Source organism: Pseudoalteromonas luteoviolacea NCIMB 1944 (genome assembly GCF_001625565.1).
Classification (GTDB): domain Bacteria; phylum Pseudomonadota; class Gammaproteobacteria; order Enterobacterales; family Alteromonadaceae; genus Pseudoalteromonas; species Pseudoalteromonas luteoviolacea_F.
Genome location: NZ_AUXS01000064.1, coordinates 109,339 through 133,954, shown reverse-complemented (window position 1 = coordinate 133,954; position 24,616 = coordinate 109,339). Strand labels below are relative to the sequence as shown.

Sequence of the window (24,616 nt, the reverse complement as noted above, 5' to 3'; positions counted from 1 at the left end):
GAATATCAACTATCAAATACGGCGACAGTTTGTCGGCTAAGTGCCACTAACTCTCCGCTGCTAGAGAAAATTTTTGCATCTTCAATACCGTATCCGCTATTTGCCTGATGTGTGATTGCCTCATAACCAAACCAATCAGATATATTCATGGTTAAAGGTTGTAGAAACTCTACATACCAAGACACGCTACTTGCAGGAGACGGTTTATCGCACAGTTGCAGTAAAGTTGGTGGCCATGCGTCTGCTAACGCTAAGATACTTAATTCAGGAGATAAGCTCTTAGGGACCTGTTTAAACTTCATCCAACCATGAATTTCAGTTGAGTCAGAGCCACTAAAGGGCATCGCTCCTGCTTGAATATTGAGATCGATATTTTGAATAAACGCTGGAAACACACCTTCAACATACTTAATCGTTTGACTGCTAACTATCTCTTGATTGAGTATGCGGGGTTGTTGAGTTGATTCTACTTGTATTTTAGATTGCCGTTGCGTACCGAAACAGGCAAGGGCAACGAGGCATACAGTATCACTTTGCATAATTCTGGATTCAATCTGCGTAACGTTTTTACCATGCCTTAATATCGTGGTGTTAATCGTAAATGGTGTTTCAGTGATGAGTGGCGCGACGAAATTACAATTGAAAGAAAGCAGTTTTCTCGATGCATCGTCAAGCTTTAAATACATTTGTTGTAGCATCAGCGCAGCACTCAACCCACCAAAAACGGTTCGGCCTTGGCTCCAAGTGTTAGGAACGCTTAAGGTGCTTTCTTGTGCCTGTAGTTGAGAAGACGAAATTAAGGTATGAAAATCCATAGTGAGTCCATGTGTTATTTTTACCCAATTAGAATATATGCTCTAAATGGATAAATACAGATTTTTTGACTGCTTTTTGCTCTGTTCATCCTAAAAATAAAAAAAATTGAAAAAAAATGAAATTTTTTTCTACTTTAAGGTTGAATTAGAAATTGCCGCCCCTATTTATCAAGTCATCTAACAGAACAACGAATTTTTTGAGGTCGGAGAAGATTCACATGGGTAAAATTATTGGAATCGATTTAGGTACTACTAACTCTTGTGTAGCAGTTTTAGATGGTGAGAATACGCGCGTTATCGAAAACGCGGAAGGCGATCGTACTACCCCGTCGATTATTGCATTTACAGAAGAAGGCGAAACGCTAGTAGGTCAACCGGCAAAGCGTCAAGCAGTTACTAACCCTACAAATACGCTATATGCAATTAAGCGACTAATTGGTCGTCGCTTTGAAGATGAAGAAGTACAACGTGATATCAGCATCATGCCATTCAACATTGTTAAAGCTGACAATGGTGACGCATGGGTTGAAGTACGCGGCGAAAAACGCGCTGCACCACAGATTTCTGCAGAAGTTCTTAAGAAAATGAAAAAGACTGCAGAAGACTTCCTAGGTGAAGAAGTTACTGAAGCAGTAATTACAGTTCCTGCATACTTTAACGACTCTCAGCGTCAAGCAACAAAAGATGCTGGCCGCATTGCAGGTCTAGACGTTAAACGTATCATCAATGAGCCAACAGCTGCTGCACTTGCTTACGGTATGGACAAAAAGCAAGGTGACAACGTTGTTGCGGTATATGACCTTGGTGGTGGTACTTTTGATATCTCAATCATTGAAATTGACGAAGTAGACGGCGAACACACGTTTGAAGTACTAGCAACAAACGGTGACACGCACTTAGGTGGTGAAGACTTTGATAACCGAGTTATCAACTACCTAGTTGAAGAGTTCAAAAAAGAGCAAGGCATCGACCTAAAAGCAGATCCGCTAGCGATGCAACGTGTTAAAGAAGCGGCTGAGAAAGCGAAAATCGAACTTTCATCTGCACAGCAAACAGAAGTTAATCTTCCATACGTAACTGCTGATGCAACTGGTCCTAAGCACATGAACGTTAAACTAACACGTGCTAAGCTTGAGTCTTTAGTTGAAGACTTAGTAAATCAGTCAATTGAGCCGCTTAAGCGCGCACTAGCTGATGCAGACCTGTCTGTAAGCGACGTAAATGATATCATTCTAGTTGGTGGTCAAACACGTATGCCACTAGTTCAGTCAAAAGTTGCTGAATTCTTTGGTAAAGAAGCTCGTAAGGACGTTAACCCTGATGAAGCGGTAGCACTAGGTGCAGCTGTTCAAGGTGGTGTACTTTCTGGTGACGTTAAAGATGTACTTCTTCTAGACGTTATTCCATTATCTCTAGGTATTGAGACAATGGGTCAAGTAATGACGGCGCTTATCGAGAAGAACACAACTATCCCGACTAAGAAGTCACAGGTGTTCTCAACAGCTGAAGACAATCAGTCTGCGGTAACTATCCATGTACTACAAGGTGAGCGCAAGCGTTCAACTGATAACAAGTCACTTGGTCAGTTTAACCTAGAAGGCATTCGCCCAGCTCAGCGTGGTGCACCACAAATCGAAGTAACTTTCGATGTTGATGCGGACGGTATCCTACACGTATCTGCAAAAGACAAAGATACGGGCAAAGAGCAGAAAATCACTATCCAAGCTTCTTCTGGTCTAAGTGACGATGAAGTAGAAAAAATGGTACGTGATGCAGAAGCAAATGCTGAAGAAGACAAAAAGTTCGAAGAGCTAGTTGGCGCACGTAACCAAGCTGATGCACTTGTTCATGCTACTCGCAAGCAAGTTGAAGAGGCGGGTGATGCACTTCCAGCTGACGACAAGACTGCAATTGAAGGTGCTTTAACTGAACTTGAAGCAGCTATTAAAGGCGACAGCAAAGAAGACATCGATGCGAAGACTCAAGCGCTTGCAGAGAAATCTCAAAAGCTAATGGAAATCGCACAAGCAAATGCGCAGGCACAGCAACCAGGTCCTGATGCAGGTGCACAACAAAGTTCAGCGAAAGCAGACGATGATGTTGTTGATGCTGAGTTTGAAGAAGTTAAAGACAACAAGTAATTGTTGACTGTTAAGGGCGCGCGGCGACTTCGCTTGACGCGCCCTTCGTGTTTTTAAATTTTGGCTCACAACCGAACGTAGGTTTCGGAGAGTTGTCTTGTAAGAGTAGTGTGATAACTATGTCCAAACGTGATTATTACGAAGTATTAGGTGTATCAAAAGACGCCGGTGAACGTGATATAAAAAAGGCCTATAAGCGCCTAGCAATGAAGTATCATCCAGATCGTACAGCGGGTGATGAAGCTTTAGAAGCTAAGTTTAAAGAAGTAAAAGAAGCGTACGAGGTCCTAACGGATAGTCAGAAACGCCAGATGTATGATCAATACGGCCATGCAGCGTTTGAACAAAACGGTGGTGGAGGCCATGGCGGATTCGGTGGCGGAGCCGACTTTGGCGATATTTTCGGGGACGTATTCGGTGATATTTTTGGTGGCGGTGGTGGCCGTCGTCAATCGAGACAGCAACGTGGAGCCGATTTACGCTACAGCTTAGACTTAACGCTAGAAGAGGCCGTTAAGGGTAAAGACGTAGAGATTAAGGTGCCTACTTGGGTAAGTTGTAAACCATGTGATGGCAGTGGTGCTAAAGCAGGTTCTAAACCGAAGACATGTTCAACATGTCACGGCGCGGGGCAAGTTCAAATGCGTCAAGGTTTCTTCGCTGTTCAGCAGACGTGCCCTACTTGTCAAGGTACAGGCCAGGTTATTTCTGATCCATGTGACAGCTGTCATGGTCAAGGTCGCGTAGAAAAGACTAAAACGCTATCGGTTAAAATTCCGGCAGGTGTTGATACGGGTGATCGTATTCGTTTATCTGGCGAAGGTGAAGCCGGTATGCATGGCGCGCCAGCAGGCGACTTGTATGTTCAGGTAACCGTGAGAGAGCACCCAATCTTTGTTCGTGATGGTAACAATCTATACTGTGAAGTACCAATTAGCTTCACTACCGCAGCGCTTGGCGGTGAGATTGAAGTTCCGACCTTAGATGGCAGAGCAAATCTTAAAATCCCTTCAGAGAGCCAAACTGGAAAGATGTTCCGAATGCGCGGTAAAGGCGTGAAGTCAGTACGCAGTGGCTCTGTTGGCGATTTAATCTGTAAAGTTGTAATTGAAACGCCTGTTAACCTGAATGAGCGTCAAAAAGAGTTATTAAAAGAGCTTGAAGAAAGCATGAGCGGTGACAGTAAGAACCGCCCTAAAGCACAAGGCTTCTTTGATGGCGTAAAGAAATTTTTTGATGATTTGACCAAGTAATTTGGTTAGTCTGTCAGAATAAATCAAAACGGCGCCGATGGCGCCGTTTTACTCTCAGTCTAATATTACGAGATAATCCATATCATCGTTGCACCGACAAACTAAATCCGGTCGGCTTTCTCCTGAAATCAGTGTTCCTGAATGACACCCTAATAGCTCGCACTTTTCATTACACGCTAGCTTGTTCGACCAAGCATTGTATTCACTGTGTAAAACGAAAATGACGGTCAAAATACTCAAAGTGACACCGATACCTTGCGCTAAGCTTGTATACATGCGACGCACCTACTTATAAATGGCACAATTCAACATCGCTGTTACAGCAAGTTTTCGCTTCTAACTACCAACGCAGATTGAATCTGCTGGTATATACTACTTTAGTCGACAATCCAGTATTGTCGAGCATAATTTAGTACAATTTATAATAAAAATATCTTGGATAATAAATTGCAAATAACGTGTAGATGTTTTAGCACTAAGGCTCGATTGAATACTCGTTATTTTTTAGTAAAGCCATAATTAGTAAGGATTTAATATGACACCTGCAATTAACTTGTTGACCAAAAGTAAAGTCCAGTTTGAGGTCTTAAAATTTAAGCATGATCCAAAATCGCCAAATTATGCACAAGAAGCCGCTAGCAAGCTAAATCTTGAAGAGTGTAAGGTATTTAAAACCCTAGTGATTGATGTAGATGGAGACTTGTTTATAGGCATCACACCAGCTACACAACAAGTAGATTTGAAGTCTTTTGCGAAATCTGTGTCAGGTAAAAAAGCGCAAATGGCTGATAAAAATCGCGCGCAAAGTGCTACAGGGTATTTGCTTGGTGGGATAAGCCCATTCGCTCATAAGCGTAAAATTCCGGTGATATTGCATGACAGTGCGAAACAGCATGAGCAAATTTATGTCAGTGGTGGCAAAAGAGGGCTAGAAATCTCGATTTGTCCTCAAACACTTATGACTATAACGCAAGCAAGTTGTGCCAACTTTTAGCATCCGCAATGCTTTATCGCAAATTTTACCTTCCTGAAGACAAAAAATATTATTTCAGCGCACACGTGTAAGCTATTAATTATCAGTAGGTTTTAAAGAAAAAACTCAGCGAGTAGTAAAAATATCGTTAATTTTTTCATTTGAGCAATTGATCTAAATTGATTTTTATGACGTAATGTAGGTATATCTATCTGGTCGGATGAGTTAATTATGAGTTTAAGAACACAACTAAGAAAAATTTTGCCAAGCATCTCAGTTACTGAGCAAGAAGCTTTAGATGCGGGGGATGTATGGCTAGAAGGCTCTATCTATCAAGGAAAACCAGATTTTTCCGCTTTACGTGCTGTGACCGAAGCGAAATTGTCGGCTGACGAACAGGCGTTTCTAGACGGTCCTGTTAAAGAATTAATGGCGATGATTGATGAGAATCACATCCAAAATTCAAAGCACTTACCTGAACATATTTTAGAGTTTCTGAAAAAAGAGCGCTTTTTCTCCCTTATTATTCCAAAGCAATATGGTGGTCTAGAGTTTAGCCCCTACGCCAACTCCACCATTGTTGGTACGATTGCAACCAAATCTTCAGCTGTGGCTGTTACTGTGATGGTTCCAAATTCATTAGGTCCGGGTGAATTGTTACTGCATTATGGAACGGCTGAGCAGCAGGCACATTATTTACCAAGACTTGCTAATGGGCGTGACATTCCATGTTTCGCTTTGACAAGCCCGGAAGCAGGCTCTGACGCGGGTGGTATTCCTGATCAAGGCATTGTTACAAAAGGCATGTTTGAAGGCAAAGAGGTACTTGGTCTTGAAGTGACCTGGGATAAGCGATATATCACACTTGCTCCGATAGCAACGGTGCTCGGTTTGGCCTTTAAAGTGTTTGATCCAAATGGCTTACTTGGAGGCAAGGAATCTTTGGGTATCACCTGTGCTTTGATCCCGAAATCTCACCCTGGTGTAGAGCTTGGCAATCGCCATGATCCTATGGGGATCCGGTTCTACAATGGTACAACGCGGGGGAACAAAGTATTTATTCCGATGGAATTCATCATTGGCGGACAAGAAAATATCGGCCGTGGTTGGCAAATGCTAGTAAGTTGTTTGGGAGCTGGTCGAGGCATTTCGTTGCCGGCACTGGGCGTCTCAACGAGCCAAGTTGCATTGAAGTCGGCATCTGAATACGCTGCTGTACGAGAGCAATTCGGCTTGGCAATTGGCCAGTTTGAAGGGATCCAAGAAAAGCTAGCGGATATCGCTGGCAAAGCATTTTTGCAAGAATCAATGCGAGTTTTAACAACTGAAGGCTTAGGCATGGGCCTAAAACCGTCTGTTGTCACTGCTATTGCAAAGTATCATATGACGGAGTTGGGTCGTGATGTACTTGACTCTGCTATGGATATCCTCGCGGGTAAGGCAATCCAAACGGGCCCACAAAATACATTGGCAAGCGGGTATGTTGCACAACCTATCGCGATTACAGTCGAAGGCGCGAATATTTTGACTCGTAACTTAATGATATTTGGTCAAGGTGTTATGCGATGTCACCCCTATTTGCAAACAATGGTCGAGTCTATTCATAGCGAAGAGGCGAATGCAGACAAAGAATTCAATAAAATTTTAAGAAAAACGGTCGGCTATAGTGTTGGTAACGGGCTTCGTGCATTTAAACTCGGTGCATTCCCATTTTTGGCGTCAGGTTCATCCACTTTGCCTGAAGTCGTCCAATATGAAAAAGCAGCGCAGCAGTTGGCTTCTAAACTTGCCGTTTATGCAGACTTCTCGTTACTTGTTCTTGGTGGCAAGCTAAAGCAAGCTGAATTACTATCAGCAAGACTTGGCGATGTGATGAGCTTTGTGTACGCTGCGATGGCTTCAATTCGATACTATGAGCAAAAAGTGTCTCAGCAAGATAGGGCGCAAGCTGCACCTTATTTTCACTATGCGACACGGTATGCATTGATGGAAGCAGAAAAGGCACTTCATAAGTTTTTGGATAACTTCCCAAGCAAAGCAGCAAGACGTTTTATGCGTATTGCGACAATGAACTTTTCGCACCGTATGCCAAAAATTAGTGACGATATGATCAGAAAGCTAGCAAAAGCTGCACAATTAGACACTGATTTTAAACAGCAACTTACGCATTTAGTTAAGCCGACTGAAGGTGATGGACATGATATCAATGAACAGGCTTATAAAGCGAAGATGGGGTGTTTAGAGTCGTTAGCGAAAGTGAAGAAGTCACTTAAAAAGCGTGAAATTAAGTCGGGTGTTAGCTTCGCAGATACGTTAAACAATGCCTTTGTCGCGAATATCATCAATGAGCAAGAATATGTTAAGTTGGTCGATTATAATCGCAAGCGTGAAAAAGCGATTCGAGTGGATGAGTTTGATTTTGATTTAAATTTAATCCAAGACTCGAAGGAAGTCGATTCAGTTAAGTCTGTCGTTAATCAATAAATACTAAGAACATACACCCAATTATTTATATAATTGGGTGTATCATATAAACTGCATAAAAAAGCGAACGGTTTTTTTATGCAGCATTCTCTTTACTCACACTACCTTAATTCTCTCCAAACACACGAACGAAGTGCTCAGGCTCTTTGGAATGGCTGTGGTTTTTTGGACAAATTCCAATTTGGTTCTTGTAAATATGCGGTTAAGCTGAGCAAGGTACCTGATGATCTGAAGCATGTAAATATTCGGCAAACTCCCTTCTCGTTGCAAAGAAAAGTGCGTAGTTATGTTAAAGAACAGTATTTTTACACGTATTATGCCGTAAGCCTACCTTTGCCGTGTTACACACCTAAGGTAATTGAGTTACATGAATTTGATGGGACTTTTGTTACGTTACTGGAAGACTTCGAGCAACATGGTTTTCATAATATAGCCGAGGCGAGTCATGGTGATATTGAACGCACTCTTAAATGGCTAGCGGGTTTTCATGCAAATTGGATGCGAGTTGGCGGAGGTGAGTCTTCATTTGGTTTGTTGGGTTATGGTAATTACTGGCATTTGAAAACTCGACCTGACGAATTTGAAAAAATGCCAGACTCGCCGCTAAAGCGTGCGGCTCATGCAATTAATGAAAAGCTCGATGCGGTGAGTTTTAAAACGCTGATCCATGGCGATGCTAAACTTGCAAACTTTGCGTTCAATGATAGTTCAGTGATGGGTTACGATTTTCAACATACGGGCATTGGGACAGGACTCGCAGATGTCATGTTGCTATTCACAACAGTGCTAAATGCTGAGCAGCTCAGCTCCCATGCAGCATATTTTTTGGATATTTATTTTTCGGAATTAAAAGAGCTGATTAAAAATCAAAACGCTTCAATAGATATAGAACTATTGGAAAGTGAGTGGCGAGAAAGTTGGTGTTTTATATGGGCCGACTTTCATCGTTTTTTGGCTGGTTGGAAACCCGAGCACCCTAAGATCAATCAGTATATGAAAACCCAAACACAACTTGCGCTTAGCAAATTATAAGTTAGTCATAAGTATGGAATTTGCCCTATTAAGTGCCTTTTGTTGGGTTGGATTTGACTATGCTAGGAAGCGATTGTCAGCATTCTTTTCTGCTCCAGCAATGTCTGTTGTATTTAGCGCGACTGTGTTGCCAGCATACTTTGCTTATTGGTTATCTTTCAGCCGAGCACTGCCTCAGTTTGACTATTTCTATCCGGCAACAATCAGTGGCGTATTGGCTGGCGTGGGGAGTGTGTGTTTTATCCGGGCTTTGGCGTTAGGCAAGGTGGCTGTTATGTTACCTATGTTATGTTTGACACCTGTGATCGCAGGTTCTGCGGCTTGGATTTGGATGAGAGAAGCGTTAAGTCTAACAGAAGCTGTTGCGGTCGGGGTACTGGTACTGGCGTCATTCATACTGCAAGGAGGTAGGCTGTCAGTTCAAGAGCCAGGAGTGGGGTATATCTTGGTAACGTCATTTTGTTGGGGTCTATGTATTGTTTTTGACAAGCAAGCTTTGCAGCATAGCCCGGTGGATTTTCATATTCTGTATGTCACATTTATCGTGTTAGTACTTAATTCGATTTTGTTTAGGCCTACATTGGCGCTTGATAAACTTAACAAGCATAAAGCAATGTGGATATTAGCCGCTTTGTGTTTTTCTTTGGCTGTGACATTGCAATTCATTGCTTTGCAATCTATTCAACCAGGTATTTTAGAAGCGCTTAAAAGAGCAATTGGCATAATCGGGGCTGGTTTAATCGGAGTTTACGTATTTAAAGAAAAACTAACCCCAACTCAGTGGACCTGTGTTGGGGTTATATTGTGTACGAGTATTTTATTCTCGCAATAGGTTATGAATTAATTACATTTACCTACTTTGTTCCAAACATTGCTGAAGATGTCTGGTTGAGCACCACGTGACCACCAAGTCGATTTGTACTCATAGCCTTTATACGACACTCGGTCACCAACACGATAGAACGTTGACGCACTCCAAGCACTTAGACCAGAACATCCAGGAGGTGTTACTGCATCTTCAACAGTTACTTGCTTAACAACTGTATCAAAGTCGCCAGCAGCGTTCGTAACTTTAAGTGTTACGTTATACGCACCAGCTTGAGCATAAGTGTGGCTTGGTGAGCTCTGTGAACTTGAGTTTCCGTCGCCAAATGTCCAGTTATACGTACCAGCAGTTGAGCCATTTGTGAATGTTGCAGTTAGGCCTGAAGTAGAGAATGTGAAGTTTGCAACAGGTGCAGGATCAACGCCACCACCACAGCTTTGTGCCAAGTAATCATACGCAGCTTTTGCTTGAACGATACCGTGACCATATGATGTATCGCGACCCGCAGCGCCTTTGTCTTTTGCTGTTGCATTTAAGGCTGCACGAATTTGAGCGTTAGAACACTGTGGGAAGTTACTCCAAACTAGTGCTGCAACACCTGATACGTGAGGCGTTGCCATGGATGTACCACTGATGCTTCTGTAGCCACCATTGTTCCATGTTGAGTTTACGCCAACACCTGGACCTGCAATTTCAACTTGGCTGTTATACTGTGAGAAAGACGCTTTGTTTTCTGAGCTGTCAACAGCAGCAACAGAAACAACGTTGTCATAGGAAGCTGGATAGCTCAGAGCACTGTTACCACCATTACCCGCTGCTGCAATGTGTAGCATGCCGCGCTGGTAGCTTTGGTCAAATGCATTTCTTTCCGCTGTTGAGCTGCCACTTCCGCCAAGGCTCATGCTTGTTACGTTAGCGCCAGCAGCTTCACACTGATTGATTGCTTCAATGAGGTCAGAACCATAAGCCCAACGACCAGAGTCATTGAAAACTTTAACAATATGTAGTTTTAGGTTGCCAGATGCATTCACACCTACAACGCCTGTGCCATTGCCGCCTAATGCTGCAATAGTACCTGCAACGTGAGTACCGTGACCGTGTCCATCATTGTGCCAAAGGCCCGTATCGTTTGAACCATAGCCGTCATCACCTGTCACACCAACACTTACAAGGTCTTCATGGTCACGGTGGTAACCTGTGTCCATGATACATACTTTACGGTTAGCTGCTGCTGCATCGCTGACTAGTTGAGCTTGAACCATAGTAATACCGTAGGGTGTTGACTCAGCAAAAGGAGCTATGCTTGCATCAATCGCTTCAGGAACGAAACGTTTAGGGTCAACTTCAACAGTGGCAACATTACCATCAGCCTCAAGTTGTTTAAGCTGCTCAGGAGTTAATTCCATAACAACTGCGTTGATATTAGGTAGTGTTTTAATCGCTTGTGCATTGATGTCATTTGCGAACAATTCAAGAGACTGAGATTTAAAATCAGCCATCTCAGCTTGTGATAACGCAACTGGTAGCGCATTTGCCATCGATTCTTGTTTTAATGTGACAATCATACGTTCAGATGCAGCTGCATGTGCAGTTGTAGCACCAAGCGCAGACGCAACGCCAAGGGCAAGTAATGTGTGTTTCGTGCTTGTTAGAATGTTATGTTTCATTTTGTTTGTCCTAGTTACATGTTGTTAACCAATTTAACTAAAACAGGTATTTGAGAAGCTGTCAACAGTGCAAAAAATACGCTAAAAAGCGACGAGGTTAATAAATTTATAATAAAAACTTAATTGGGATTGTAATTTCAATTTAATGTTTTGTGGTAATTAAAGAATCTAATTTTTGGTCAAAAAAAGGTCAAAAATTTAATTCTTTGTTTAAAGTCATAATAGTGTAACTTTTCTTTCCGTCAACAAATTGTGAAAAGTCTATTTGATTTAGGTTATCTTCATGTATGGCTTTGTAAACTGGTTCGAAAGTACTGCTATAGGGGCGAAAGATAGCTACTTTTTGGGTACCGATATACTTCACTAATCCACGCTGGTATTTTTTAAGCTCAATAAGTAGGTAGCCTCCAAGGAAGACATGACCACCAATGGATACATCTAATTTATCCTCGTGACCACTGTCCCAATTGACTCCGCCAATTTTGATTTTATCCCTGATACCAAGTTCTATTGCTGCTTGATTAACGCCAAATGCAATCGCATCATTCGCGCACCAAATTAGTTCGACATTTCTATGTCGCCTTAACAATCCTCTTGCTAGTTCATGGGCTCTTTGCTGAGACCAATGGGCATCAACTTTATCTACAATATTTACATTTGAAATACGGTTTGTGTAACTCAATAGCCCTTGTTCTCTCTCTAGGGCTGCGTTTGTGGCGATATCGCCTAGAAACGCTAGCATGGAAAATGATTCGGTGGCCGTTAAATCTTTTTGAACCGTTTTTACTAACTCTCGTGCAAGCTCTTTTCCGGCTTGATAATTATCAGGTAGGATGGCTGCTTTTATGCCAAAACCTTTTGCGCTCAGTCTGTTTATTTCTAGCTGATTAGGGCTGTTCAATAAAAACAAAATATTCGGGTGGACTTTGGGTGAGTCAAGCAGTGCTTCTGTGATTACACGCTTCTCATCAACCAAAATAAGGTAATCAGCATCAGACTCAAGCGCTTGTTTGGTAAGCTCTTTCATCAGAATATGATTTCGCTCTGCGTATAAAATAGTGAGGTCAATATTGGTATCTTGTGCGACGGCACTCATTACTTTAGAGACGTTAAGCCAAAAATTACCTGTTGGATTTACGCCACTTGAGCCTGGGTTTACAAATGTCACTTTTAAGCGGGCTGCGTCTTGAGCCGCGACAGCACTGATTGGATGTAGGTAGCTTATGCAAAATAAAGTAATGAATACAAATACTTTTCTACAGCTTAAAGTCAATTTTCCCATTACGTATATTTGGTCTTGTTTGCAAAGTTTATTTATATATACTAGCGCAAACTTTAAGGGGGCGTCATGAAGTTTGTTTTGGTTATAGCAGTGTTTTTGGGCTTTTCAGTATATGCAGAGTCGAGCGATCTCAACCAGCTCATGAAAAAAATGGGTCACGAGTATAAACTTGCGATAAAGGCTGAGAATAAAGGACAAATGATTAGCCATTTAGAACGCTTTATTTCGTTGGTCGAGCAGGCAAAAAGCGAGAATTTTCAGGCGGAAAAAAAGGCTCAATCAATTGATGGCCTGAATAAAACTATCGCTGTTGCTAAGAGTGCCATAGTGATGGCTAACAATGGCCAACCAGACCGAGCACGCAATGCACTCAAAGAAATTAATTCGCTTCGTGAGGAATATCACCAGTTACACGAGCCTCCGAGTTTTTGGGACCTGCTATTTGGCAAATAGACGGTAGTGTCCGGTTTGATATTTATATTAGCGCAGTCCTTTAAAATAGAGTAAGTCACTGAACTTACAAACCGGCACACTAGAGTGTGTCTATTTAACTTATATCCTCAAACCTTTGCTTTTTTCTCCTCTCTTTAAAAACTTTTTATGTTTAATGTGCGTTTGTTACTACACTCTAGTCGGATACCTATCTAAAAGAGAACGATGTTAAGTGTAGAGATAACAAAGCGTACTCTGCGCGTGCTAGGGTGAAACGCTTGGTGCGTTGTCATTCAAATTGTCTGTAGTCATATTTAAGAAGTCTCGATCCCTAGATTGATAGGCACTCTAAACATTAAAAAGTGAAAAGGGATAAACCAATGAGACTTCTCCACCCTGTGAGTATTGCTGTCGCCATTGCGCTTGGCGGTGTGTCTTACATTGCACTGCAAGATCAAGCTTTGACACCTTATGAGCGTAAAGCGGAATTTTTAGAAAAGAAAGCACAGAAAAAGTCGCAATCGCCAAAGCGCTACGACAAACCAAAAGAGGCACAAGAATTTTATGTTCAACAAAGGCTGCCGGTTGGTGCCACCTCGCTGCCTGTTGAAAAGTATTCTGACGCATTAAAGCAAATTAAACAGATGCCGCAGTTTTCAATAGCAAATAATGCATTGCTTTCAGAAATTCAGCCCAACTTAAACGCACCTGACGGACAAAATCAAGAGCTTGGTCAGTGGCAGGAATTAGGTCCGGGAAATATTGGCGGTCGAACTCGGACTCTCATCATTCACCCTACAAATCACGATATTATGTATACAGCAGGTGTCGCTGGTGGGGTATGGAAAACAACCGATGCGGGTGCGTCGTGGCAGCCACTTAGCGATCTGGCGACAAACCTTGCAGTAACGACCTTAACGTTTGATCCAAGTAATGCTGATATTCTCTATGCTGGCACAGGTGAAGGCCTGTTTAATTTCGATGCATTGCGCGGCGACGGGTTATTTAAATCAGAAGATGCCGGGATGACTTGGACACAGATTTCAAGCACTGCGAGCAATACTAATTTTCAGTATGTAAATAAGATTAAATTTAGTCAAAATGAGTCGAATACTATTTACGCCGCAACGAGAACGGGTGTGCATAAGTCGACAGATGGTGGTACTTCTTGGGAAACCAAATTTGTGCCTCAAGGTACCTCTGTAGGCTGTACTGATTTAACTGTGTTATCCCAGTCAGGCACGGATGTACTTTTGACGGCTTGTGGTTCTTTTAATGCTGGCGGAGTTCATCGCAGCTCTGATGCCGCAGAGACTTGGTCTCAAGTCATTGCTGGCACCGAACAAGGCCGAACTACTATTGCTGTCGCGCCATCAGATAACAATATTATTTATGCGCTGGCTGCCAATCGCAATGATCATGGGATGGACTCTGTTTACAAGTCCACAGATATGGGGGTGAATTGGACCCAAACAGTAACCAAAAATACTGCAGATTCGTTTACTCGCTTGTTGCTCAGCAATACCTATTTTGGATTGTTAGATCAATGTACCGGTGGCACGCCGCAGTTTTTCAATCAGGGTTGGTATGACAATATTATCGCGGTCGACCCGCTTAACCCAGACGTAGTGTGGACAGGTGGTATAGATGTCTTTCGCTCTGACGATGGTGCCCAAACATTCGTACCGACCAGTATTTGGTGGCTAAACCCCACAAACCCACAGTATGCACATGCGGATCAACATGAAATTGTTTTTCATCCAGATTACAACGGTACAACGAATACCACCATGTTTGTTGCCAATGATGGCGGGATCCAAAAAACAGACAATGCGTTGTCTGGTCGATTAACGGTAAGCGAAGTGTGCGGTAATTCAACGGCAGATCCAACGCAGAGAGTAAGCTGGTCAACGCTTAATAATGGATATGCAGTTACTCAGTTTTATCATGGTACGGTCAAGCCCAATGGCACAAGTTACTTTGGCGGAACTCAAGATAACGGTACTTTGGTCGGGGTGGATAATGGTTTTAATAGCTGGGTAGAAATTCTTGGCGGTGATGGTGGATGGACGGCCATCGATCCGACCAATGCTGATATTATGTTTGGTGAATTTACGCGTCTATCTTTACAAAAGTCTACAGATGGCGGACAAAGCTTTAGCAGTGCTGTCAATGGTATTACTGGTGACAATGGTTTTCCATTTATAACCCGTTTTGAAATGGCGCCATCAAACCCACAAGTCTTATGGATAGGTGGTAGTCAATTATGGAGAACAGATGACCAAGCCGCAAATTGGTCAGCTGCATCTGCGGCATTGGATGGTTCTGTATATTCAATTGGAATTGCACCAAATACGGAAACCGCGGTCGCAGCAGGAACAGATAATGGCGCTATTTACGTGTCATACCAAGCAGATCAAGCTACAACTACTTCGAGTTGGACAACCGCAACCGTTCAGTCAGGGGTAACGATAAGCTCAGTTGCATTTGACCCGACAGACAACCAAATTATTTATGCAACTGTCTCCAATTTTGATGCGACACACGTATGGAAAACAACGGATGGTGGGCAAAACTGGCAAGCCAGTGACACCGGTCTGCCAAATATTCCTGCAATGACAATTGCAGTAGATCCGAATAATACCCAGAGGCTATTTGTCGGAACAGATTTAGGGGTGTTTGTATCAACTGACGGTGGCCAAAATTGGATGGCTGATGGTCTAGGGTTAGCGAATACAAATATCGCTAAACTTGCGATTAAAGGGAATGAGCTGTTTGCCTTTACGCATGGTCGCAGCGCTTACAAAGTGCCAATTTCAACGCAATCAGACAGAGAATTTACTACTGACGAAGATATGAAAGTGGCAGTAGGCTCTGCCTTTGCAGACAATTTATCTAATGCATTCGATTCAGTTGAAATAATTCAGGTGCCAAGCAATGGTATGTTGCTTAATGGTGAGAACGCACTGGAACAGGGTGCCGAAGTATTAGCGCAAGACTATGCAAATGTGATGTACATGCCAAATGAAAACTACGTTGGCGAAGACAACTTTGTATTCCAGGGCATGACTGATAGTCAAACAGCACCAAACAATGACCCACTGCCAGACGGGCAATTTGCAGTCACAATTACTATCAATGCAGTTAATGATGCACCAGTGATCTCTCCTATTGAAGACGTTGAGTTATTCATTGGTGAGCTGACTGTTTTAGACTTTAACGATAAAGTTGAAGATATTGAGGGAAGTGATCTTACACTGACTTTAGAACCTTCGGTGCCGGGCATGTCGTTTATTGACGGCGTGTTATCAGGAAGGCCTTATACATCATTTGATGACGAGATGACTTTGACGGTAAGTGATGGCGAACTTGAAAGTCAACAAATGTTTAATATGGCTATTTCAGTTCCACCCGACAGAGATCCAGTGATAGATCAAGGCCAATCATTTGAAGTAATGGAAAATAATGAAGCTGGCGCGTCTATCGGGATGTTAATGTTTACCGATCCAGATCCGGATGTATCACCAGTGGAAAGCTTTATGATCTTGGATGAAGTACCATTTATGATCAATCCTACAGGTGAAGTGATTGTCACTACTGAGCTGGATTTTGAAATGCAAAGTGAATACAGCTTCTTCGTACGTGCTATGGACTCAATGGGCAACACATCTGATTATACTGAAGTAAATGTTGAGGTATTGGATGAGCTGGGTGATGACGATGTCGCACCCGTCATTAAAGACGAACAGAGTTTTGAGGTTACTGAAAACTCGGAAGTCGGTACGGTTGTTGGCATGCTCGAGTTTGAAGACCCAGATCCTGATGATTCTCCGATAGAATCATTCACAATTTTGGGTGATGTACCATTTGAGATAGATGCAGACGGCAGTATTAAGGTCACTGGTTTAGTTGATTATGAAGTTCATCAAGCATTCGTTTTCGTCGTCAAAGCCGTTGATTCAGATGGGAATGAATCTAACTTTGTCGAAGTGAAAATTGATGTTGTGGATGACCCTAATGACGAAGATGTGCCTGACCGAACACCTAATATCCCTGGCGGTCAGATTTTTGAAGTGAGAGAAAATGCTGCTTTAGGGACTATCATAGGCCGTTTAGAGTTTATGGATCCCGATGCAGATACTTCACCTGTTGACTCATTCATGATCATAGGCAGTGCGCCATTTAGCATTGCTGGTAATGGCGATATCATTGTTCAAGGTGAGTTGGATTATGAATTCCAAAGTGTAATTAGATTTGGTGTACGGGCTCAGGATACGTTCGGTAATGTATCTGAGTATACCGAGGTGAGAGTTAACCTCATTGATGTCAGGGGAGATGACGACGATGACCAAGATGGTGATTCGGGTTCATTTGGCTGGCTGACTTTACTGAGTGCACCGCTTGCACTTCTTAGAAGGCGTAAGCGCTAAAGCACGGTAATTTTAAAAAGCGGCGAGAGTCGCTTTTTTTAAGCAGTTGCAGATCAAACATTAAATAAATGAGAACTAGAAGGGGGGGAGTGAAACTGTGATGAGCACTTTTTGTGCAAAGCACTCATAAATACTTTTTAGCGATTAACGCTTTTTCTTTTTGCCTTGAACAGCTTTAAATCTTGGGTTTGTTTTACAGATAACGTAAACACGTCCACGGCGCTTAACTACTTGACAACCTGGTCTATTTTTCGCGCTCTTTAATGAACTTAGAACTTTCAACTTATGCTCCTTAATATGTTTAAACACCTTTTAGGTGAGTTTACATCGCTACGCAAAATAGCGATGTAAACTAAAAACCAATACTTACTTAGTTGTAGCAGAAAGGTTTTTGAAACGGCGGTTGAACTTAGCAACACGGCCATCGCTTGCAACGATTTTCTGCTTACCTGTATAGAACGGGTGAGATGCACTTGAAACATCAATTGGCACGTATGGGTACTCAACGCCATCGATTTCAACCGTTCTATCAGACTTGATTGTTGAACCAACGATGAAGTATTTGTCTACTGCCGTGTCATGAAATGCAACAGCTTGATAATCCGGGTGGATATTTGCTTTCATAGTAAAATTAAACCTTACGAAATGTGATAACGTCACAAATACTATTCTATTTGAGAATGGTTTTCAATTGCTTGTCTGAAATTTTTTTTACACTTTTGTCTAATGATTATACGAATAAGCAAATTGTTACTGGATCTTCAATATCAGACTGTTATAACTAGAGTCGAGATTGAGAAAGAGGACAACACTGTGAGCGAAGAATCACAACAATTAGACAACAGTGTCATTGCACAGCTGCAAAATGAGGATCATTCGTCGCTAGCTCAGCAATTGGATGAGTTAACTTGCGAACACAGTGACATAGTGGAACTGCTGGCCCAATATCAGGTTTTAAGTGAGCAAGAGGATGACGAAAAATTTGATTCTTGGTATGACGGTTTGTGCGAAGATAAACTAAGAGTGTTAAAAGGGTTTGAAATACTTAGAGCACATTTTGAGCGGTTAGTATCTGCTCAAAATGGTGAGGTTAATTAGGTAAAACTCGTTTTATACATACTCATTTCATAAAAGCCACTTAATGTCCATTAGGTGGCTTTTATCTATCTGGATAAATAATTATCAAAAAAGGCGACCAGAAATCGATTTGATTTAATTAGGCTAGCGTGTAGATAAATCATATTTTTGCATAACACTCTCAATATATTGATATCTTAATGAATTATGCTTTTCGTGAGATGCATTATGGCTCAAAGCTCTATTCAATAACTTAAGGGCTTCATGTAGTAAAGCTCTATTTTCGGGAGGTACACTGTTGCTCGTCCTATCGTCTGTTAGTGTATCGACCAAAGCGCGTCCGAGGTCAATATACACAACCTCTTCAACTGCACCATTTTGACTTATCACGCCATATTTACTGCATAAATACTGTTGCCAAACTTGCTGAATATGTTCAATTAGGTCATCGCCAAATTTATCATCATCACTTACAACGCCTCTGTCTGCACAGGTTTTCAAAGTAGTGATGTATTTGTTTTGAAATAATTCATAGGCATGACTAGATTGCTGCACCTCATGTTTTATCAACATTTGTCCCCAATCTAGCGCTGCTCTGGGGTAATAATCGGTTACTTCAACACATTCATATAACCCAAGGTAAGAGCTGCACTTGATTAGGTTATCTATGCTGTAACTGGCGTTAGGGAAGATACTACTTTCTTGCCACCGTTGAAGCTGTTCTTGTGAGATCTTCAGCAAACTACAAAGCTCATGGGCATCGTAAAAGTTAGATTTTAGATAATCAGTTAATCTCATTTTTAACACTGGTTATTTATACAGTTATTTTGAGTTTGTATGATTTTTGGTTTATAAGCAAGAAATTTTATAAAACTGTGCTTTTTACCCTCGGCATACAAGGTCAATTGTGTTAAAACATGTCGTATATAAACAATTAGCTAGAAATTGCATGCGAAGTATACAAACGATAAAACAAGCCAGTTTAATCACGGCGATCAAAACTCCATATCAAATGTCAGGTGAAATTGATCTTCAGGCATATGATGCTTTAGTAGAAACCCAAATCGCAGCGGGTGTTGATGGTATCATTGTTGGCGGTACAACGGGTGAAGGTCAGTTAATGACTTGGGAAGAGCACTTAATGCTGATCGCCCACAGTGTTAACAAGTTTTCAGACAAGCTTATTATTGTTGGTAATACCGGAAGTAACAATACGAGGGAAGCTATCAAAGCGACCGAGTATGGTTTCGCTTCTGGTATGGATGCTGCGTTACAGATCAACCCATATTATGGCCGAACATCGGATGCCGGTGTGGTAGAACACTTTGAGCGTGTTTTAGAAATTGGACCTGCGTTTATTTACAATGTACCGGGTAGAACTGGACAAGATTTAACGCCAGATATTATGGAGCCTTTGGCTAAACATAGGCACTTTATCGGTGTTAAGGAATGTGCGGGTAACGAGCGTATTGCTCATTATGAAGCACAGGGAATTGCTTGTTGGTCAGGAAATGATGATGAAGCCCATGACGGTCGCCATAAGTTTCAATCCCATGGTGTGATATCTGTCACGTCAAACTTAGTACCTCGACTATTTAGACAGCTTATGGATAGCCCTAATGAGTCGCTTAACAAAGAGTTACAACCTCTCATGAGCTGGCTGTTTTGTGAACCAAACCCAATTGCAATTAACACTGCACTGATTATGACTGGTGCAGTTAACCCAGTATTTAGACTGCCCTATGTGCCACTGACTAAATCTCAGCAATTAGAGGGTCAGCAGCTCATAAATGCACTCGATGAGCAGTATATTGTTGGCGGAAAAGCCAATTTAGTCGATGAGACGCTACTTAAGCTTTGTTAATGCTGAGAATTGACGTATAATCTGCGGCCCTTCAGTATTGGTCGCAGGTTTGTCGTTATGAATTTTAAATCTTTTAGTTTTCCAGAGCCGTTGTTAAAAGCCTTAGATGAGATTGGCTTTGAAGAACTCACCCCGATCCAACAGGCGGCCATCCCTGTGATCAGAAAAGGTCATGATGTGCTGGCAACGGCACAAACTGGTACAGGAAAAACCGCAGCGTTTGCCTTGCCTGTTATCCATAACCTTTTAAAAGGGACGCCATCTAAATCACCTCGTGCATTATTTCTAGCACCTACCCGAGAGCTTGCTGAGCAAATTGCCAATAATTGTGAGTCATTTACAAAGCACACAGAGCTGCGTACTGTCGCTGTGTTTGGCGGTGTTAATGTTGAAGGGCAATCGCAACGATTATCTCAAGGCGCTGATATTATTGCCGCAACGCCAGGGAGATTACTTGATCTGGTCAGATTGGGGAGTGTTGATTTAGCGAATATAGAGCATTTGGTGCTAGATGAAGCCGACCGCATGCTAGATATGGGCTTTATTGATGAGATGCAGCGTGTGATATCTTTGGCGAAGGAAGATAAACAGTTGTTGCTGTTTTCTGCAACTTTCCCATCGGCAGTAAAACAATTTGCTAAAAAGGTTTTAAAAGAGCCTAAACTTGTTCAAACAGCACCTGAAAATACTACAGCAGAAACGGTCCGTCACGTTGTTTATCCGGTTGAACAACAGCGCAAAAAAGAGCTGTTATCAGAGTTAATAGGCAAGAAAAACTGGCAGCAAGTCCTTGTGTTTGTAAACATGAAAGATGACGCAGATACTATTGTAGAAGAGCTTGAGCTTGATGGTATCGCGGCGACAGTTTGTCATGGAGATAAAAAGCAAGGTGCAAGGCGCCGTGCACTTCGAGAATTTAAGGAAGGCAAAGTACGTGTGCTGGTTGCTACCGAAGTTGCTGCACGTGGTATTGATATCGAAGGGCTTCCTCGAGTGGTGAATTATGACCTGCCTTACTTACCAGAAGATTATGTTCACAGGATTGGCCGTACAGGTCGCGCAGGCAATAGTGGTCAGGCAATTTCGTTTGTAAGCCGAGAAGAAGAGCAGTTTTTACTGCACATTGAAGCGTTAATTGGTCAAAAGATTAAACGTTACTATTTACCGGGTTATGAAGTTGCAAGTCGAGATAACTTGATTGATAACCTGAGCAAAAAACCAAGTCATCAAAGACGCAAAGCTCGAACAAATAGACCTAGTAACCAAGCGAGTGGAGAAGCGCGAGTAAAAAACCGCAGCAAAATTAGCTCTGTTAGAAGTCGCTTAAAAGGCGTCAAACTTAAGTTGGACAAATAGCTTCTAACTGTTTGATATATATTAAAGCGAGCTAGTTAGCTCGCTTTTGTTTTTAGATGACGCTAAGCTTACCGCCCAAAAGTAGATCTAAGCCCCACCTTCCCGAATACCAAATATTAAACTGGCGCATACGTCATTATTTTCCCTATCTAGCTTATCTGCGCAGGACAGTTGCATCAAGCCAATTTTACAAAATACGCCTCTTAATTTGGAAGATTTGGCTTAGTGAAAGAGATGCACAGAGGGCACAAAAATTGGTTTGCTTATAAAACAGATCTAAAAAGCAGCCAACTAAAAACATGTGGCTGCTTGTTGGGAGAATTGGCAGGTAGTACTACTTAAAACTGAATTGTGTAATCAGCAAAGAGCGTTCTACCATATATGTTGTGGTTGGTGGTGTTAAATCCGACAAACCTTTCAAGTCTTACTTCAGGTACTCTGTCGAAGATATTACGCGCACCAATTGTAAAGCTACCGTAGCTGTCGGTTTGATAGTTAAAACCAAGGTCCACTTCTGTCGCCGAAGCGTAATCGTCATACTCTCGGCCTGCTACTTCGTCTTCGTTGGTCACGCCTTTGAAACGATCAAGATATCTTACGGCAATATTTGCACTAAACTCGTCAAGAATATATGTAACTTGAGAGTTGACACGGTATTGTGCTCTGCTGACATAGCCGACACGATCGTACTCTGGTTGATTTGGGTTAGCTCGGCTGTCGTAGTTAAAGGTATAACTACCATCTAAGGTGTATCTGATCTCACCCATATCTTCAAAGTCGAAACGTGTATTGAACGCAATATCAATACCCGAAGTTTCTGCACCAACCATGTTGATATAACCATAACCAACGGAGGTAAGTTTCCCATCAGCGTCTCGATTCACATATATCTGCTCTGGGTTGTAACCATCAAGCGCATTAGCATGGCTTAAATCGATTACATCTTGTGGCTCAATTCTAGAAATCTGATCTGTGATTTCAATATTCCAATAGTCAACAGTGACTGCGGTATACTGAGCAAGATTCCAGACCGCACCGACAGAAAACTGCTCTGAAGTCTCTGGTTTTAGGTTTGGAGTACCGATTGCTGTCGCTGGGATGTTTTGTGTATCGCAAGTCGAGTCAGGGCAGTCCGTTAAGTTATAATACCCAGTCGCGGCGTCTCCGACCAGACGGTTCAAACCCGCCACTCGGAAGCCTTGGCTGAAACCACCACGCAATACAAGATCATCAGACGCTTCATAACGAACGTTGATGCTGCTTGATAACTCGCCCGCATCAGGTAAGCTGTATTCATCATAACGGCTTGCGACTTTAACAACGAGTTCATCAAGTACAGGCAATTCGACTTCTACATATGCAGCTTTATAATCTCGCTCACCAATTACGTCACCACCAAATGAACTGACAACATTTCCATTTTCGAGGCCTGCGTTAGATTGCGCATCCATTTCATCTGCCAACTCGGTTTTTCTGTACTCGGCACCAATAGCGTAGCCAATTTCACCACCGGCCAATTCCATGCCTGACAAGCCCGCCCAGCTTATTGATATGCCGTTTGACGTTGTTTCACCGCTGCGATAAGCCGTATGACGAATATTATCTAGTGTTTGGCGTGTTGCATTGCCACCGGGAACTAACGGGTTGTATTCACCGTCATGTACCGCGTCTTGGAATCGATCTTTGAAAGCGTAATGCTTTGTTACTTGGTGGAATTTTTCACGGCTCAGCCCAATGTTTATGGCCAATGCGCCAGCATCAGTTACCCATTCAAAACCAGTATTAAAGTCGATTAATGTCGTATCAAATTGTACGGCACGATCTGCATCACCAACCATGCGGTGCGTAACTTGAACATCTTTTGCGTTCCCAGTACCAAAAGTTGGGTTGTTAGGGTTGTCTGCTGCCATGTCGGCAGTCATCCAAATTGAACTCGCCGCCGTGTCTGTAACATCACGTAAGATTAGAGATTGCGCGTACCATTCCAACTCTTCCGAGATATTGTACGTAAAGTGGGTAAAAATAGAGTCTTTTTTACGCTCTGGATAGTATAGTTTGCCTTCGTAAAAGTCGAAAGTACAGCGCTTGCCATCTTCGCCTTCATCTCGAATATTTTCTTGTGGGCATTCCTTCCCTGGATTCCATGGTCCAAACTCTCCATCAGCCTCATGGGTACGCCAGTTACCCCATGGGGTTGTGGTTGACATTCTTCTTGGGTTTACTTTTCCGTCAATATGGTCACGTTCACCACCTTTTAAACCTTCTTGATATTGGTGTTCATATATAAGAGTGACTGAAGACTTATCGGTTACTTGACCAAAACTCATTGAAAAACCGTTTTCGCTACCACCACCACGCGAAGTATCAGCACCATGCAGTTTAAACCCTAAGCCATCGTAATCTTTTTTCAAGATGATATTTACAACCCCAGCTATTGCGTTGGAGCCATATATTGCTGACGCCCCATCTCGTAAGATCTCAATTCGCTCTACCGCTTCAATTGGGATCATATTTAAGTTTGTACTACTTCCGTACAAAGCAGACGACGGTGCTACTTGGCGGCCGTTGATCAGGGTTAATGTTCTGTTGGCACCGAGGCCACGTAGCCCAGAACCAGAATGGTTTGCATCTGTTGAGTTACCTGTATTGATATTGCTACCTGCACTGTTGAAGACGCTTTGACGTAAAACACCTGCAATATCATTTAAACCGGTTTTTGCTATGTCGACAGAAGAGATAACGGTAACAGGAAGCGCACTTTCCAAATCGGTACGCTGGATACGCGAACCTGTAATTTGAACGCGTTCAATCTCATCGGCTGACTCATCCGCTGCGATTGCAGCAGAAGGGACCAGTGGTAATACAGAGCTAACACTTAATGCAATGAATGATTTTTTAAACTGATTTAGTTTGAACTTAGAGAGGTCCATAGTTTTCCTTATTGATGCTGATTTATTGTTGTTTTTTCAATTAGCAATAGACAC

Annotated in this window: 19 protein-coding genes; 11 read left to right on the top strand and 8 right to left on the bottom strand. The window is 42.3% G+C overall.

Translation table 11 applies throughout. From position 1 onward, the window contains the following. Positions 1 to 5 precede the first annotated feature (5 nt). Complete coding sequence (locus tag N483_RS21440) at positions 6 to 815, bottom strand: acyl-CoA thioesterase (RefSeq protein WP_023397856.1); 810 nt, start codon at positions 813 to 815, stop codon at positions 6 to 8. Positions 816 to 1,033: 218 nt separating this feature from the next. On the opposite strand from N483_RS21440, the gene dnaK reads away from it, so the two are divergent. Both dnaK and dnaJ read left to right on the top strand, forming a co-directional pair. Continuing rightward, complete coding sequence (gene dnaK / locus N483_RS21435; RefSeq protein ID WP_023397855.1) at positions 1,034 to 2,956, top strand: molecular chaperone DnaK; 1,923 nt, start codon at positions 1,034 to 1,036, stop codon at positions 2,954 to 2,956. 119 nt (positions 2,957 to 3,075) lie between these two features. After that, positions 3,076 to 4,209: a molecular chaperone DnaJ gene (gene dnaJ, locus N483_RS21430; RefSeq protein ID WP_023397854.1), complete on the top strand. Its 1,134-nt coding sequence runs from the start codon at positions 3,076 to 3,078 to the stop codon at positions 4,207 to 4,209. A gap of 54 nt (positions 4,210 to 4,263) precedes the next feature. On the opposite strand, the gene N483_RS21425 is transcribed toward dnaJ, so the two are convergent. After that, complete coding sequence (locus N483_RS21425) at positions 4,264 to 4,485, bottom strand: hypothetical protein (RefSeq protein ID WP_023397853.1); 222 nt, start codon at positions 4,483 to 4,485, stop codon at positions 4,264 to 4,266. A gap of 259 nt (positions 4,486 to 4,744) precedes the next feature. On the opposite strand from N483_RS21425, the gene ybaK reads away from it, so the two are divergent. The 4 genes from ybaK to N483_RS21405 all read left to right on the top strand — a co-directional run bounded on the left by ybaK (position 4,745) and on the right by N483_RS21405 (position 9,530). Continuing rightward, positions 4,745 to 5,203, top strand: a complete 459-nt coding sequence (gene ybaK / locus N483_RS21420; protein WP_023397852.1) for a Cys-tRNA(Pro) deacylase — start codon at positions 4,745 to 4,747, stop codon at positions 5,201 to 5,203. Between the two features lie 210 nt (positions 5,204 to 5,413). After that, a complete protein-coding gene (locus tag N483_RS21415) occupies positions 5,414 to 7,666 on the top strand; it encodes an acyl-CoA dehydrogenase (protein WP_023397851.1) in 2,253 nt (750 codons plus the stop codon). Between the two features lie 78 nt (positions 7,667 to 7,744). Then, positions 7,745 to 8,698 carry a phosphotransferase gene (locus tag N483_RS21410; protein ID WP_023397850.1) on the top strand — a complete coding sequence of 318 codons (954 nt, stop codon included), beginning with the start codon at positions 7,745 to 7,747 and terminating at the stop codon, positions 8,696 to 8,698. A 13-nt stretch (positions 8,699 to 8,711) separates the two neighbouring features. Continuing rightward, positions 8,712 to 9,530, top strand: a complete 819-nt coding sequence (locus N483_RS21405) for an EamA family transporter (RefSeq protein ID WP_023397849.1) — start codon at positions 8,712 to 8,714, stop codon at positions 9,528 to 9,530. An 8-nt stretch (positions 9,531 to 9,538) separates the two neighbouring features. Here the strand turns inward: N483_RS21405 and N483_RS21400 are convergent, their stop codons facing one another. Together N483_RS21400 and N483_RS21395 are read right to left on the bottom strand one after the other, a co-directional pair. Next, a complete protein-coding gene (locus N483_RS21400; protein ID WP_023397848.1) occupies positions 9,539 to 11,191 on the bottom strand; it encodes a S8 family serine peptidase in 1,653 nt (550 codons plus the stop codon). Between the two features lie 190 nt (positions 11,192 to 11,381). Further along, entirely contained in the window at positions 11,382 to 12,473 is a 1,092-nt protein-coding gene (locus N483_RS21395; protein WP_023397847.1) for an ABC transporter substrate-binding protein, read from the bottom strand. 66 nt (positions 12,474 to 12,539) lie between these two features. Here N483_RS21395 and N483_RS21390 point away from each other — a divergent pair, with 66 nt between their 5' ends. Together N483_RS21390 and N483_RS21385 are read left to right on the top strand one after the other, a co-directional pair. Beyond that, a complete protein-coding gene (locus N483_RS21390) occupies positions 12,540 to 12,926 on the top strand; it encodes a cytochrome b562 (protein WP_023397846.1) in 387 nt (128 codons plus the stop codon). A 359-nt stretch (positions 12,927 to 13,285) separates the two neighbouring features. After that, positions 13,286 to 17,335 carry a rhombosortase-dependent cadherin domain-containing protein gene (locus N483_RS21385; protein ID WP_023397845.1) on the top strand — a complete coding sequence of 1,350 codons (4,050 nt, stop codon included), beginning with the start codon at positions 13,286 to 13,288 and terminating at the stop codon, positions 17,333 to 17,335. Between the two features lie 144 nt (positions 17,336 to 17,479). Here N483_RS21385 and ykgO read toward each other — a convergent pair whose 3' ends face one another. Both ykgO and N483_RS21380 read right to left on the bottom strand, forming a co-directional pair. After that, positions 17,480 to 17,617: a type B 50S ribosomal protein L36 gene (gene ykgO / locus N483_RS26700; protein ID WP_080672543.1), complete on the bottom strand. Its 138-nt coding sequence runs from the start codon at positions 17,615 to 17,617 to the stop codon at positions 17,480 to 17,482. Between the two features lie 84 nt (positions 17,618 to 17,701). Beyond that, on the bottom strand, positions 17,702 to 17,959 hold the full coding sequence (locus tag N483_RS21380; RefSeq protein WP_023397844.1) for a type B 50S ribosomal protein L31: 258 nt from the start codon (positions 17,957 to 17,959) through the stop codon (positions 17,702 to 17,704). A gap of 189 nt (positions 17,960 to 18,148) precedes the next feature. On the opposite strand from N483_RS21380, the gene N483_RS21375 reads away from it, so the two are divergent. Then, positions 18,149 to 18,433 carry a hypothetical protein gene (locus N483_RS21375; RefSeq protein ID WP_036975132.1) on the top strand — a complete coding sequence of 95 codons (285 nt, stop codon included), beginning with the start codon at positions 18,149 to 18,151 and terminating at the stop codon, positions 18,431 to 18,433. A 123-nt stretch (positions 18,434 to 18,556) separates the two neighbouring features. Here the strand turns inward: N483_RS21375 and N483_RS21370 are convergent, their stop codons facing one another. Continuing rightward, positions 18,557 to 19,210, bottom strand: coding sequence for a DUF6058 family natural product biosynthesis protein (locus tag N483_RS21370; RefSeq protein WP_023397842.1), 654 nt, complete (start codon positions 19,208 to 19,210; stop codon positions 18,557 to 18,559). A gap of 151 nt (positions 19,211 to 19,361) precedes the next feature. On the opposite strand from N483_RS21370, the gene dapA reads away from it, so the two are divergent. Both dapA and N483_RS21360 read left to right on the top strand, forming a co-directional pair. Next, positions 19,362 to 20,276 carry a 4-hydroxy-tetrahydrodipicolinate synthase gene (gene dapA / locus N483_RS21365; protein ID WP_036975131.1) on the top strand — a complete coding sequence of 305 codons (915 nt, stop codon included), beginning with the start codon at positions 19,362 to 19,364 and terminating at the stop codon, positions 20,274 to 20,276. 57 nt (positions 20,277 to 20,333) lie between these two features. Further along, entirely contained in the window at positions 20,334 to 21,632 is a 1,299-nt protein-coding gene (locus tag N483_RS21360) for a DEAD/DEAH box helicase (RefSeq protein WP_023397840.1), read from the top strand. 338 nt (positions 21,633 to 21,970) lie between these two features. Here the strand turns inward: N483_RS21360 and N483_RS21355 are convergent, their stop codons facing one another. After that, a complete protein-coding gene (locus tag N483_RS21355) occupies positions 21,971 to 24,562 on the bottom strand; it encodes a TonB-dependent receptor plug domain-containing protein (RefSeq protein ID WP_023397839.1) in 2,592 nt (863 codons plus the stop codon). Between the last annotated feature and the right edge of the window lie 54 nt (positions 24,563 to 24,616).